At 41.1% G+C, this 14,548-nt stretch carries 14 protein-coding genes and 1 tRNA gene; all 15 read right to left on the reverse strand.

The features are described from left to right. Nucleotides 1-139, reverse strand: a 139-nt coding sequence (gene tuf / locus HN459_06115) for an elongation factor Tu (protein MBT3479024.1), incomplete at its 3' end; no start/stop codon positions are given. 18 nt (nt 140-157) lie between these two features. Beyond that, complete coding sequence (gene fusA, locus HN459_06120; GenBank protein ID MBT3479025.1) at nt 158-2,248, reverse strand: elongation factor G; 2,091 nt, start codon at nt 2,246-2,248, stop codon at nt 158-160. A 16-nt stretch (nt 2,249-2,264) separates the two neighbouring features. Next, the gene (gene rpsG / locus HN459_06125) at nt 2,265-2,729 is read right to left on the reverse strand and encodes a 30S ribosomal protein S7 (GenBank protein ID MBT3479026.1); all 465 of its coding nucleotides are present in this window, start codon (nt 2,727-2,729) and stop codon (nt 2,265-2,267) included. 2 nt (nt 2,730-2,731) lie between these two features. Continuing rightward, nucleotides 2,732-3,106 carry a 30S ribosomal protein S12 gene (locus HN459_06130; protein ID MBT3479027.1) on the reverse strand — a complete coding sequence of 125 codons (375 nt, stop codon included), beginning with the start codon at nt 3,104-3,106 and terminating at the stop codon, nt 2,732-2,734. Nucleotides 3,107-3,187: 81 nt separating this feature from the next. Further along, nucleotides 3,188-7,432, reverse strand: coding sequence for a DNA-directed RNA polymerase subunit beta' (gene rpoC / locus HN459_06135; GenBank protein ID MBT3479028.1), 4,245 nt, complete (start codon nt 7,430-7,432; stop codon nt 3,188-3,190). 21 nt (nt 7,433-7,453) lie between these two features. Next, on the reverse strand, nt 7,454-11,230 hold the full coding sequence (gene rpoB, locus HN459_06140) for a DNA-directed RNA polymerase subunit beta (protein MBT3479029.1): 3,777 nt from the start codon (nt 11,228-11,230) through the stop codon (nt 7,454-7,456). 71 nt (nt 11,231-11,301) lie between these two features. Next, complete coding sequence (gene rplL, locus HN459_06145) at nt 11,302-11,682, reverse strand: 50S ribosomal protein L7/L12 (GenBank protein ID MBT3479030.1); 381 nt, start codon at nt 11,680-11,682, stop codon at nt 11,302-11,304. A gap of 22 nt (nt 11,683-11,704) precedes the next feature. Continuing rightward, a complete protein-coding gene (locus HN459_06150) occupies nt 11,705-12,223 on the reverse strand; it encodes a 50S ribosomal protein L10 (protein ID MBT3479031.1) in 519 nt (172 codons plus the stop codon). A gap of 4 nt (nt 12,224-12,227) precedes the next feature. Then, entirely contained in the window at nt 12,228-12,914 is a 687-nt protein-coding gene (locus tag HN459_06155; protein MBT3479032.1) for a 50S ribosomal protein L1, read from the reverse strand. Next, complete coding sequence (rplK, locus tag HN459_06160; protein MBT3479033.1) at nt 12,914-13,339, reverse strand: 50S ribosomal protein L11; 426 nt, start codon at nt 13,337-13,339, stop codon at nt 12,914-12,916. Before rplK ends, HN459_06155 begins: the two co-directional genes overlap by 1 nt. An 8-nt stretch (nt 13,340-13,347) precedes the next feature. Then, the gene (nusG, locus tag HN459_06165; protein MBT3479034.1) at nt 13,348-13,875 is read right to left on the reverse strand and encodes a transcription termination/antitermination factor NusG; all 528 of its coding nucleotides are present in this window, start codon (nt 13,873-13,875) and stop codon (nt 13,348-13,350) included. A gap of 3 nt (nt 13,876-13,878) precedes the next feature. Continuing rightward, complete coding sequence (secE, locus tag HN459_06170; protein ID MBT3479035.1) at nt 13,879-14,058, reverse strand: preprotein translocase subunit SecE; 180 nt, start codon at nt 14,056-14,058, stop codon at nt 13,879-13,881. 46 nt (nt 14,059-14,104) lie between these two features. Beyond that, nucleotides 14,105-14,177 (reverse strand) — tRNA-Trp (locus HN459_06175). Nucleotides 14,178-14,230: 53 nt separating this feature from the next. Continuing rightward, complete coding sequence (rpmG, locus tag HN459_06180; GenBank protein ID MBT3479036.1) at nt 14,231-14,395, reverse strand: 50S ribosomal protein L33; 165 nt, start codon at nt 14,393-14,395, stop codon at nt 14,231-14,233. A gap of 12 nt (nt 14,396-14,407) precedes the next feature. Further along, nucleotides 14,408-14,548: elongation factor Tu (tuf, locus tag HN459_06185; protein MBT3479037.1), on the reverse strand; the 141-nt coding region annotated here is incomplete at its 5' end.

Genomic DNA, 14,548 nt, shown 5'->3' on the forward strand with positions numbered 1-14,548 from the left:
AAGAACGTGTTTCACTTAAACCTTTGGAGGCCTGTGTCATGGTAATCGCTGCGGTCAGCGTTGTTTTTCCATGATCAACATGACCAATTGTCCCAATGTTTAAATGGGGTTTACTTCGTTCAAATTTTTGCTTTGCCATAATCTTGTATCCTTATCCTTAAGAAGCTTTACCATGAACCATCTCAATAATATCTTCTTTCACTGAGCTTGGTACCTGTTTAAAGTTTGAGAACTCCATGTGGAACACTGCACGTCCCTGTGTAATGGACCGTAAATCTGTTGCATAACCAAACATTCTAGCCAGTGGCACAACTGCATTTAAAACATGAGCATCTTTACGCTGGCCCATTTTTTCAATATTTCCTCGGCGTGAATTAATATCACCCATAACGTCCCCTAAGTACTCTTCGGGAACAACGACTTCAACCTTCATCATTGGCTCCATCAATACAGGGCCTGCTTTTTTACACGCTTCTTGAATTGCCATGGAACCGGCAATTTTAAACGCCATTTCTGAAGAATCTACATCATGGTAAGAACCGTAGACGAGCTCAACGCGGATATCTTCAATTGGATACCCGGCCAACACGCCATTTTTAATCGCTTCTCGCATACCTTGATTGGTTGGCTGGATATATTCACGAGGAATAGCACCACCCACAATTTTATCTTCAAAATGATAGCCCTTACCGACTTCGTTTGGTTCGACGTTGATTACAACATGGCCATACTGACCGCGGCCACCGGACTGGCGAGCAAATTTAACATCAATTTTTTCTACACGTTTTGTAATCGCTTCAGTATAAGCAACTTGCGGAGTACCCACATTAGCCTTCACTTTGAATTCACGAAGCAAACGATCCACTAAAATTTCCAAATGAAGCTCACCCATTCCGGCAATAATCGTTTGACCCGTGTCGGGATGTATTGATACCTTGAAAGTTGGATCTTCTTCAGCCAGCTTCGCCATTCCTTTAGACAATGCATCTTGATCAGCTTTGGTTGCGGGCTCAACAGATACTTCAACAACCGGTTCTGGGAATTCCATCGATTCCAAAATAATTTCTTTTTTCTCTTCACAGAGCGTATGGCCGGTATGGGAATTTTTTAGACCAACAGCAGCGACAATTTCGCCGGCAGATACTTTTTCTAATTCTTCTCTTTTATTGGCATGCATTAATAAGAATCGACTGACCCTTTCACGCTTACCTGTGTTTGGGTTAGAAACATACGAACCGGCATTCAAAGTGCCGGAGTATACTCGCATAAAGGTTAATTTACCCACGAAAGGATCTGTCATAACTTTAAACGCCAAAGCGCTAAATGGTTCATCTTCGCTAGGCATACGTGTCATTTTAACGTCGGAATCATGAGGGTCTTGACCAACGATTTCGCCTATATCAAGCGGGGAAGGCAAAAAATCATTCACAGCATCCAACAACCGTTGAACGCCTTTATTTTTAAATGCAGAACCACATAGTGTCGGCACGAAGGTGTTGTCCAGACAACCTTTGCGAATCGCAGCCTTCAATTCATCTTCTGTAATTTCTTCTTCGCCAAGATACTTTTCAAGCAAATGCTCGTCATAACCGGCAGTCTCTTCGATTAAATGGTGACGCCATTTCTCAGCTTCTTCCTTCATGTCATCAGGAATGTCGCCTATTTCAAAATGAGCACCCAATGAAGATTCATTGTATAAAATAGCTTTCATTGAAATCAGGTCAATAATACCTGTAAAAATATCACCTGCACCAATCGGCAATACGATCGGCAAAGGATTAGCGCCTAAACGATCTTTGATCATTCCCAAAACATTATAAAAGTCAGCACCAATACGATCCATCTTATTGACAAAAGCAATTCTTGGAACGTCATATTTATCAGCTTGGCGCCACACTGTTTCACTTTGAGGCTCTACTCCGCCAACAGCACAAAAGACAGCGCAAGACCCATCCAACACCCTCAAGGACCGTTCAACTTCTACGGTAAAGTCAACGTGACCTGGTGTATCAATAATGTTTATGCGGTGGTCTTCCCAAATGGCTGTTGTAGCAGCAGAAGTGATAGTAATACCACGCTCTTTTTCCTGCTCCATCCAATCCATGGTTGCGCCACCATCGTGTACTTCACCAATCTTGTGTGTACGACCAGTGTAATAAAGTATTCGTTCAGTCAGTGTTGTTTTACCAGCATCAATGTGGGCCATGATACCAATATTGCGAACATTCTGTAGTGCAATTTTTTTCATAAGGTACTAGTATAATTTATCTAAAGTGGGCGAATGCACGGTTTGCCTCAGCCATCCGGTGCGTATCTTCTTTTTTCTTTATAGCGCCGCCTTCATTATTCGCAGCAGATATAAGCTCAGCAGCCAGACGTTCCTGCATAGGTTTGCCTGAACGACTTCGCGCAGCATTAATAAGCCAATGTGAGGCCAGGAAAAATTGTCTATGCTTTGGCACCTCAATCGGCACTTGGTAGGTTGCACCACCAACACGGCGGGATTTTACTTCCAGCATAGGAGCTGTATTGGTTACAGCCAATTTGAAAATTTCAACACCATCTTTTTTTGTGCGAGATTTAATTGTACCCATAGCACCGTAAAAAATCTGCTCAGCTGCACCTTTTTTGCCACCAAACATTAAATAATTCATAAACTTTGCCACTTCCAAGTCATTATAAATGGGATCGGGTAAAATTTTTCTTTTTTCTGGTCTTCTTCTTCTCATAATTAATCTTTTGGACGTTTAGCGCCGTAACGAGAACGGCTGGTTTTGCGATCTGTCACTCCGGCTGTGTCTAACGTACCACGAACAATGTGATAACGAACTCCGGGCAAATCTTTCACACGACCACCTTCAATCAAAACGATTGAGTGCTCTTGAAGATTGTGACCTTCTCCAGGTATATATGCAGTAACCTCAATCCCGTTAGTCAGCCTTACACGTGCCACCTTTCGGAGAGCAGAGTTTGGCTTTTTCGGAGTTGTGGTATATACACGCGTACATACCCCACGTTTTTGGGGGTTCCCTTTTAAAGCTGGTGTAGTGAGTTTCTTCTTCACCTGCTTTCTTCCTTGGCGAACTAATTGGTTTATCGTCGGCATTTCGGTTCCATAAAAGCTTATAAAGTTACAATAAGATTGAATTGTTTAGCAATGTGTTTTTGAATCATTTTAGTCTTTTTTTTAGATGACTTTTGTTTCTGTTATTTCCGCTTTATCCGCCAATGCAGATTCAGGGTCAGAAACCAAAATATCTCTTAAATGTGGCGATCCAGTTCCGGCGGGAATTAATCGTCCCACTGCAACATTCTCTTTCAATCCACGGAGGTAGTCTGTTTTTCCTGATGTAGAGGCATCGGTCAAGACTCGCGTGGTCTCCTGAAATGATGCAGCAGAAATAAAACTTTCCGTGTTTAAAGATGCTCGTGTAATACCCATCAATAATGGATTAAATGTAGCTGGATTGGTTTTCCGGGATTTAGCCGGTTTTTTACCATCTTCTTTTAATGCTTTATTAATTTCCTGGTATTCTTTTTTATCTACCAATACTTCCTCTTCCAACTCAGAATCGCCGGAATTGGTTACAACCACCATGGATTGCATTTTTTCATTTGTTTCGAAAAATTCGGCTCTATTCACACGATCTTGAGGTAAGTAACGGGAATCACCTACTTCGTCAATACTTACCTTCTGCATCATCTGGCGAACGATGACCTCAATATGTTTGTCATCAATTTTAACGCCCTGCAAACGATAAACTTCTTGAATTTCGTTTACTAAATATTCGCGAACCTTATTTGGCCCTAATACATTAAGAATGTCTGCTGGCGAAATACTACCCTCACACAGAGAAACACCGGCGGTAATCTTATCACCTTCATGGACAACCACGTGCTTACCGTAGGGGATTGAGTATTTACGCTCAACACCATCTACGCCTTCTACGATGATTTTTCGAATTCCACGCTTTGTTTCGCCAAATTTGACTAAACCATCAATCTCAGAAACAACAGCAGGGTCAGAAGGCTTTCGCGCTTCGAACAATTCAGTTACTCTTGGTAAACCACCTGTAATATCGCGCGTTTTACCAATTGCTCTTGGAATTTTTACAAGCGTCTGGCCACGTACAACTTTATCACCATTGCGTACTACAAGATTTGCAGTCACTGGCAAAATAGTTCCACCCGCAAGGACAGTACCATGTTTATCCATAATTTCAATATGAGGACTCATGTTGCGGTCTTTAGCTTCGACGATTACCATCTGCTTTTTACCACCCTCGACAGATTCAACTTGGTAGGTTTCATTTTCAATAAAATCTTTTAATTCAACGATACCCGTTTGACGAGCTAAAATAACATCAGTATACGGATCCCACTGGAACAAGCTTGTTCCTGCGGGTACTTTTTCACCATCACCAACATTCATGTTTGCACCATAAGGAACATTGTATTCAGCCATGACACGGCCGTCTTTATCTGTGATAGCAATTTTAGCATGTCGTACCATACAGCGATTAACCAAGACGCCCGATTCATCCTTTGCATCAGCGACGTCAAGATTTTCAGAATACTTTATAGTCCCGGGGCGCTTCGTCTGCATTTCTGACTGCTCAATGATACGTGTTGCTGTACCACCGATATGAAATGTCCGCAACGTTAACTGCGTACCAGGCTCGCCAATACTTTGGGCTGCTTGTATTCCAACTGCTGTTCCCAAGTCCACCAATTTGTGATTAGATGGGTTCCAGCCGTAACATCTGGCACATACACCACGAAGTGATTCGCAAGTCAGCACAGATCGGATGTGAAGTGATTCAATATTGCTATCAGCAATACTGTTGGCTTCTTCATCACGGACCATTGTTCCAGCCTTTATCACAACTTTACCATCTTCGATAAAATCTTCCAAAAGTGTCCTTCCGAGAACTCTTTCAGATAATGGTTCAATAATATCTTCCCCTTCTTTCAGATCGTCTGCTAAGATACCATTGATGGTACCGCAATCTATCTCGGAAATCACAACATCCTGCGCCACATCGACAAGACGACGGGTCAAGTAACCAGCATCAGCAGTTTTTAAAGCTGTATCAGCCAATCCTTTACGGGCACCGTGAGTGGAAATAAAATATTCCTGAACAGATAATCCTTCTTTGAAGTTTGATGTAATTGGTGATTCAATAATTTCACCCTTTCCACCTGTCATTGACTTCTTCGGTTTAGCCATCAATCCGCGCATACCGGCCAACTGTTTAATCTGATCTTGACTCCCACGAGCACCGGAATCCGCCATCATATATACTGGGTTAAAACCCTGGTCATCAGATTTCATGGAATCCATCATGCTCCCAGCAACATCATTAGTTGCATGGGTCCATATATCAATAATTTTGTTGTATCGTTCACCGTCAGTTAAAATATGACGTTTAAACTTATCCTGAATAGCGTCCACCTTTTTTTGAGCTGCATCAATTATTTCATCCTTCGCATCAGGAATCAGAATATCGCTTATTGCAATAGAAATACCTGCTTTTGTCGCAGCATTAAAGCCAATAGTTTTGAGCTTATCCAAAAAGATAACGGTCTTTTTATTTCCGGCAACGAGGTAAATCTCATTTACCAGTTTGCTCAATAGTTTTTTATCAATTATTTTATCTACATAGCCCATTTCTTCTGGGATAATTGCATTAATAATCACTCTTCCAACAGTGGTGTCTTTCTGCCACTCGCCATTATGGCGGACATTTATAATGGCATTAACATCCACAGCTTTATTTTCATACGCCATAAGGACTTCATTGAACGAGCCGAAGGATTTTCCTTCACCTTTACAACCTGTCCGTCTTCGAGTAAGGTAATAGGTTCCCAAGACCATATCTTGAGATGGCAACGCCAAAGGTTTACCATTTGCAGGGTGTAAAATATTATGACTAGAAAGCATGAGTACGCGCGCTTCCATTTGTGCAGCCAAAGACAAGGGTACGTGCACCGCCATTTGGTCACCATCAAAGTCAGCGTTAAATGCCGCGCAAACCAATGGGTGAATACGAATCGCCTTTCCATCAACCAAAACTGGCTGAAAGGCCTGAACACCTAAACGGTGAAGCGTTGGCGCCCGGTTTAACAGCACAGGGTGATCATGGACAACATATTCAAGAACCTTATATACTATTGGATCCTTATCTTCAATTAATAGTTTTGCACTACGGGGCGTTTGGGCATAACCGCGGGCTATCAATGCATTAATCATGTGAGGCTTAAATAACTCAAGAGCCATATCCTTTGGCAATCCACACTCATGGAGTTCAAGCTCAGGACCCACTACAATTACGGAACGGCCGGAATAATCGACACGTTTACCCAATAAATTTTGACGGAATCGTCCGGTTTTTCCTCGAATCATATCTGAGATAGATTTTAACGGTCGACGCGTACCACTACGGATAGCTGTTTTACGGCGACTATTGTCGAACAAGGCATCCACAGATTCCTGAAGCATCCGTTTTTCGTTACGCAAAATGACATCCGGAGCTTTGATTTCCATCAACTGTTTTAAACGGTTGTTTCGAATTATAATGCGACGATATAAATCGTTGAGATCACTGGCAGCAAAACGTCCGCCGTCCAATGGAACTAGAGGTCTTAACTCTGGTGGTATCACGGGTAAAATGGGCACAACCATCCACTCAGGTTTATTAATCTTTTTGGTTGTATTCATGTCAACCAAAAACGATTTAACAACCTTCAGACGTTTGAGTGCTTCTTCGCGTTTTTGTTTGGATTTGGAAGTTTTAAGAACGTCTTCCATTTCACGGCGAAGTTCTACAAGGTTCATCCTTGATAACATTTCTTTCAGCGCTTCACCACCCATGGTTGCATAGAAAAAATCTTCATTATCACGTTCTTCTTCACTCACTGCATCAAAACCGTAAAGCTGTTCCAGCTCTAGGAATTCAGGCTCATCAATCATCTCAAATTGTTCTTTACCGCTTTTACCCGGATCAATGATCAGAAATTGTTCATAATAAACAACTTTTTCTAAATTTTTTGTACTGATACCGGCTAAATAGCTGAGTTTTGAAGGGATTGCACGCAAATACCAGACATGCACTACAGGAACTGCCAAAGTAATATGCCCCATCCGTTCGCGACGCACTTTTTTACGGGTAACTTCAACACCACAGCGATCGCAGATAATACCACGATAACGAATACCTTTATATTTACCGCAATGGCATTCGTAATCTTTTACAGGTCCAAAAATCTTTTCACAAAACAGACCGTCTTTTTCTGGTTTGTAGGAACGATAGTTGATTGTTTCAGGTTTGAGGATTTCCCCATAGGATTTCTGTAAAACACTTTCCGGCGATGCCAATCCAATGGTTATCGAAGAAAAGCCTTTACTTGTATCTAGTTTATTGGTTTGAATGAAAGTCAATGTAATTCTCCCCTAGTCTAATTCTATGTCTAAGTTAAGGCCCTGCAGTTCCTTGATGAGTACGTTAAACGACTCAGGAACACCAAATTTCGGCAGAGCTTCACCTTTTACGATTGCGTTATATACCTTTGAACGGCCGTCCACATCATCCGATTTAACGGTCAAGATTTCTTGCAAAGTATGCGCTGCGCCATAAGCTTCTAGTGCCCAACATTCCATTTCACCGAAACGTTGACCACCAAACTGAGCTTTACCACCCAGCGGCTGCTGAGTAACGAGCGAATACGGTCCCGTTGAACGGGCATGCATTTTATCATCCACCATATGACTTAGTTTCATCATATAGATAGTACCTACGGTAACAGGATTTTCCATTTTTTCACCAGTGCGTCCATCGATTAAAGTTGTCTTTCCTGTAAGAGGAAGTCCAGCTTTTTTCATTTCTGTTTCAACTTCGGCTGGTGTTGCACCATTAAATACAGGCGTTGCATACTTTATGCCCAATATATCTCCAGCCCAGCCCAGCATTGTTTCATAGAGCTGACCTAAGTTCATACGAGACGGCACACCTAGCGGATTCAATACAACATCCACTGGGGTTCCATCTTCAAGAAACGGCATATCTTCTTCAGGAACTACAGTTGCGACAATACCCTTATTTCCGTGACGGCCAGCCATTTTATCACCGACTTGAATTTTACGTTTATTAGCAATATCAACTTTAGCCAGTTTTAAAATCCCGGGCTGAAGCTCATCACCAACGCGCAATTTGAAAACATCTCTTTCGAGCGTTTCTTCTATAATTCGCCACTCTTTCAAAAATGAACGCCATACTGCTTTTATTCTTTTCCAAGCTTGCTTATCATCAACCCAGGATGCATCCTGAGCGAAACGTTCCAGATTATAGGTTTTTAACCTTTTTCCTGTCAGCTTTGTACCCTTTTTAATAAGAGTTCGACCTGAAGATAAATCTCGAATACCATCAGAAACCTGATCCTTAAGTAAAGCCAGTAATTTCACATCACGGGATTCCTTAAGTTCTTTTTTCCGAATGGCAGTGCTCTTCTGAATTTCAAGAATATTTTTTCTTTCTTCAGAACGGGCTGATTTGCTGCGTTTTTCAAATAAATTAGTTCCAATTACAACACCCTTAACTCCAGGGTCGGCCCGCTTGGAAGCATCTTTTACTTCTCCGGCTTTTTCACCAAAAATGGCTCGGAGTAACTTCTCTTCAGGCGTTGGATCGGTTTCACCTTTGGGAGTCACTTTACCAATTAGAATATCGCCATCGCTAACTTTCGCACCAATACGGATGATACCACGATCGTCCAATTCTTTGGTCGCATCTTCCCCAACATTTGGAATTTCAGCTGTCAATTCTTCTTCGCCACGTTTTGTATCACGGACTTCGAGTTCAATCTCATTGACATGAATACTGGTGAACAAATCTTCTTTCACCGTTCGTTCACTAATGACAATTGCATCCTCAAAATTGTATCCTCGCCAAGGCATGAAGGCAACAGTAATATTTTTACCTAAGGCTAGTTCACCATTCTCCGTGGATGTTCCATCGGCAATAGGCTGGCCTTTTTCGACTTTTTCACCTTCCGAAACAATCGGACGCTGGTTTTGGCAACTATTTTGGTTTGTTCTTTTAAATTTTCTTAATTCGATTGAAACAAGATTCTCACCATCAATCAATGTTAATTCTTCAGGTACATCGTATGTCCGAATAACAATCTTATTAGAATCAACATAGTGCACACGACCATTTACCGGCGATACAACGGCAGATCTTGAGTCTACTGCTACTTTTGTCTCAAGCCCAGTTCCCACGATTGGTGAATCTGGCCTCATCAACGGCACACTTTGACGCTGCATATTAGACCCCATAAGGGCACGGTTTGCATCATCATGTTCTAAAAATGGAATCAATGAAGCTGCCACCGATAAAATCTGATTTGGCGCCACATCCATAAATTCAACTTGATCCGGAGTAACTATGGGGAAGTCACCTTTAATTCTTGCGCGAATATGCTCACTCGTGAGAATATCATCCTTACCCAACTCTTCATCTGACTGGGCAATCATGACGCGATCTTCATCGTCGGCAGAAAGGTAACTAATATTATGAGTAGCATAAGCATGCCCATCTTTTACTTTAACCTTACGATAAGGCGCTTCAATAAATCCATGGCGATTCACTTTGGCCAATAAAGCCAAAGAGGAAATTAAACCAATATTTGGACCCTCTGGCGTTTCAATTGGACACAGGCGCCCGTAATGGGTATAATGAACATCTCGAACTTCAAAGCCTGCTCTTTCTCGAGTTAAACCACCTGGCCCTAAAGCAGAAATACGACGTTTATGCGTCACCTCTGCCAATGGGTTTGTCTGGTCACCAAACTGGGACATTTGACTGGTTCCAAAAAAGGTATTCACCACTGTCGTTACAACACGAGAATTAATTAAATCCTGGGGTGTAATTGACTCCTGCTCACGAAGATTCATACGTTCATATATAGTACGGAGCATTCTACTTAAAGCAATTGAGAACTGATTAGTAAGCTGCTCACCAATTGACTTCACTCGACGATTACCCAAATGGTCAATATCGTCAGATCCTCTTTCACCCTTGCGCATATTTACTAAAAAGTTGATAACCTGGATAATATCATCCATAGTTAGTACTGTTTCTTCAACCGGTACATTTAATCCGAACTGCTGATTTAAGCGATACCGACCCACTTCACCCAAATCATATTTTTTAGGATTAAAGAAAATTCTTTCAATGAATTTCTGGGCAGTTTCAAGGTTTGGCGGTTCACCGGAACGGAGCAATTGATAAACAATAGTAAGCGCTTCCTCAGTATTTTTACTGGGATCCTTAATCATGGAATTCAGAAGCATCATTGCGTGGAAGTTTTTATTAGAGTCTACTACTTCAACAGATTTGATTTTGGCCTTCTTTAACTCATCAATGATGTCCTGTGAAAGTTCAGTCCCACCCTCAAGAAAGATTTCACCCGTTTCAGTATTAATAATATCTTCTATAACGGTGCAACCAATCGCTTTTGAAACATTTTTTGAATTCAGTTTGACTTCTTCAATACAACCGAATACGCGAAAAATATCTGCATTAGTTGAATACCCTAGGGCACGCAACAACATGGTAACAGGAAATTTTCTTCGACGATCAATAATAGCAAAAATACTATCATTAATATCGGTGGTAAAGTCAACCCACGATCCACGGAAAGGAATAATCCTTGCCTGAAATAATTTGGTACCATTGGGATGAACAGATTGATCAAAGAAAACACCCGGCGAACGCTGTAGCTGAGAAACGATTACTCGTTCCGCACCATTGATTACAAAAGTCCCCTTTGGGGTCATGTTAGGAATATTACCAAAATAAACTTCCTGTTCAATGGATTGGTCATATTTGCTTCGATCATCTTCATTAGTTATATGAAGAACTAAACGAACTTTCATAGGAACTGAATATGTCAGCCCTCGGTCAATACATTGTTCAGGGGTATATTTAGCTAATCCTAGGAAATAACTTTTGTATTCCAGGACGTAATTCCGATGAGAATCCTCAATCGGGAAAAAGTTTCTAAATACTTCTTCTAGTCCAATATTTAGACGTTCATCTTCTATCACATGTTCTTGAATGAAAGACTGGAATGCATCCACCTGAACCGATAAAAGGTCAGGGAATTCAATCTCAGATTTCGTTTTTTCGAACGAATAACGCTCGGCGTACGGATTGGTTATGGCAGCCAATTAAGCCTCCATTGTAATGGTGGAAAAGGGCGAATTGATATCTTGCAGAAAGATAGGCGTTTTCAGTCGAGTTATTTTAATTCGACTGAAGCACCGGCTTCTTCTAACTGAGTTTTAACTTCTTCAGCTTCTGCTTTGGAAACACCTTCTTTGATTGCTTTCGGAGCACTATCAACTAATTCTTTAGCTTCTTTTAAGCCTAAGCTAGTAATCGTGCGAACAGCTTTAATTACACTGATTTTAGATGAACCGGCAGATGTTAAAACAACATCAAATTCATCTTTTTCTTCAGCAACTGCTTCGCCGCCACCAGCGGGAGCAGCAACAGCGGCAACAGGGGCTGCAGCAGTTACACCAAATTTTTCTTCAATCTCACTGATGAGATCAGAAATTTCCATCATATTGGCATTTTCTAGATAGGTTAGCACATCGGCTCTGTTTGTATCAGCCATTATCATAGCTCCTTATTATGTCTTAATTAGATTTTTTATCTTTTAGATTGCTTAACGCATTACCCAAATCTGTCATAGGCGATTTTAAAGCCCACATCAAATTGGTTAGCGGGGATTGTAATAGCGCGGCAAGCATGCCCAGCAATTGTTCTTTTGTTGGCATGTCAGCAATTCGTTTGAATTCGCTGCCATCCAGCACATCCCCATCAAACACGATTCCTTTTACTTCAGGCAAATCGCGGTCTTTTGTGAATTTTTTCAGTACCCGCGCGGGGCCGGTTGGGTCTTCGTACGATAATGCAACCGCCGTTGGACCGCTTAAATAGGGATCCAAACCGTCGATTTTATTACTTTTCGCCGCCAGTTTTAAAAGTGTGTTTTTTGCAACCAAGAATTCCACACCATTGGAGTGGAATTCACGACGAAGCTCTGTCACATCCTCGACATTTAGGCCGAGATATTGTGTAATATAAATTGCTTTAGCTCTTCCAAGTTTTTCAGTTAATACTTCAACTTGTTGAATATTTTTTGTATTCGGCATTTGCTTACCTAATGCTTCCTTGACTTACTTTTATGCCGGGCCCCATAGTAGAAGAAACACTCAGCTTTTTGAAGTACGTTCCTTTTACAGAAGAAGGCTTAGCTTTCATTAGGGTGTCATAAATTGCACGGATATTTTCGACCAATGCAATTTCTTCAAATGAACTTTTACCACATTGCGTATGAATAATACCGGTTTTTTCAACTCGAAGCTCGATTTTACCACCTTTTAATTCTTTCACTGCGCTGGCCACATCCATAGTAACTGTACCACTTTTTGGGTTTGGCATAAGTCCTTTAGGGCCTAGAATTTTTCCTAATCTACCCAATTCGGGCATCATGTCTGGGGTAGCGATAATTTTATCAATATCATCCCAACCATTTTTAATTTTTTCAAGGTATTCTTTACCCACATAATCGGCACCTGCATCTTCGGCTTCTTTTTCTTTAGGCCCTTGTGTAATAACTAGCAATTTCACTTCTTTACCCGTTCCGTGGGGCAATGTGGTTGTTACACGAATATTTTGATCTGCATGGCGTGGGTCAACACCTAAATTGATTGCCAAATCTACAGACTCATCAAATTTAGTAAACTTTAAATCTTTGACCAATTTAACAGCATCTTCCAAAGCGTATTCTTTCATACGATCTAGCTTAGTATCTGCGGCTGCTTTGTTTTTTCCGACTTTCATTATCCTTTTACCTCTAAACCCATACTACGGGCGGTTCCACGAATCATTTCCATCGCCTTTTCAACTGAATTGGCATTTAAATCGTTCATTTTAATCTCAGCGATTTCTCGTAGGTCAGCTTCAGAAACTTTACCGACTTTTTCACGATTTGGCTCGCCAGAACCTTTTGGAACACCAGCTTTTTTCTTAAGCAGGACTGCAGCAGGTGGTGTTTTGGTAATATAAGTAAAACTACGATCTGCATAAACGGTGATCACTACCGGAATAATCATTCCAGCTTGATCCTGAGTAGCAGCATTAAATGCTTTACAAAATTCCATAATATTCACACCATGTTGACCCAAAGCAGGGCCCACAGGCGGTGCGGGATTTGCTTTTCCTGCAGGTATTTGAAGCTTAATAAAACCTGTGACTTTTTTTGCCATTTCTTAGCCTATTTCTCTAATTCTACTTGTAAAAAATCTAATTCAATCGGCGTAGGTCGTCCAAAAATACTGACAGAAACCTTTACCTTTTGTTTATCTTGATTCACTTCATTAACGTAACCAGAAAAATCCGCAAATGGACCATCGGTTACTTTTACTGCATCGCCTACTTTATAGGGCGCCTTCACTACTTCACGGCCTTCACGACCTTCAACTTCTCCCAGGATTCGAGTAACTTCTTCTTCTCTAAGCGCTTGAGGTTCATTATTAGCGCCAACAAAATTGATTACACCTGTTGTGTTTTCAACAAGATGTCGCGCTTCTCTTGACTCACTCATATGAATCAAGATATACCCGGGGAAAAAAACTTTGTTCTTTACTTTCTTTTTACCGTCTTTCATCTCGACAATATTTTCAGACGGAACTAAAACAGTTTCTACCTCTTCAGAAAGTGATTGAAAATCCAATTCAAAGAGAAGATTCTCACGCACCTTCTTTTCTTTGCCGGAAATTACTCTGAGGGTATACCAATTCATTGACTAAAGAACCACCTGTATAATAGTTGCCAAAATTCGATCAATAAAAAACAGGAATACACTGATCATAATTGAGAATGAAATAACCACGAATGTGGACCCTTTCAATTCTTCCCAATTTGGCCAGGAGACTTTTTTCATTTCGAAACTTACTTCGGAAAAAAACTTTGTAATCTTATTCATTATGCCTTAACTAAAACGATTTCACGTATTCAGTATCTAATTTTTGCAGGAGTGACAGGACTTGAACCTGCAACCCCCGGTTTTGGAGACCGGTGCTCTACCAATTGAGCTACACTCCTTCTTGAAATTTTCAGCCATCAAAAAGAGGACTAAAACAGTTCTACCGGAAAGTCTACTTGGTCTCTTTAAAGATGACGTGCTTGCGAACAACTGGATCGTATTTACGATATTCCACTCGTCCCGGGTGCAGACGTTTACTTTTAGCTACCGTATAACGGTAACCGGTTCCAGCTGTGCTTTCCAACTGAATTATTGCGCGCTTGCTATTGCCAGCCATTAAAAGAGTCTCCTATTCTACAATCTCAGTGACAACACCGGCGCCAACAGTATGGCCGCCTTCACGAATAGCGAATCGTAATTCTTTATTCATTGCGATTGGTGTAATCAATTCAACTTCTAATTCTACATTGTCACCCGGCATTACCATCTC

The organism is Candidatus Neomarinimicrobiota bacterium (assembly GCA_018647265.1).
GTDB lineage: Bacteria > Fidelibacterota > Marinisomatia > Marinisomatales > TCS55 > TCS55.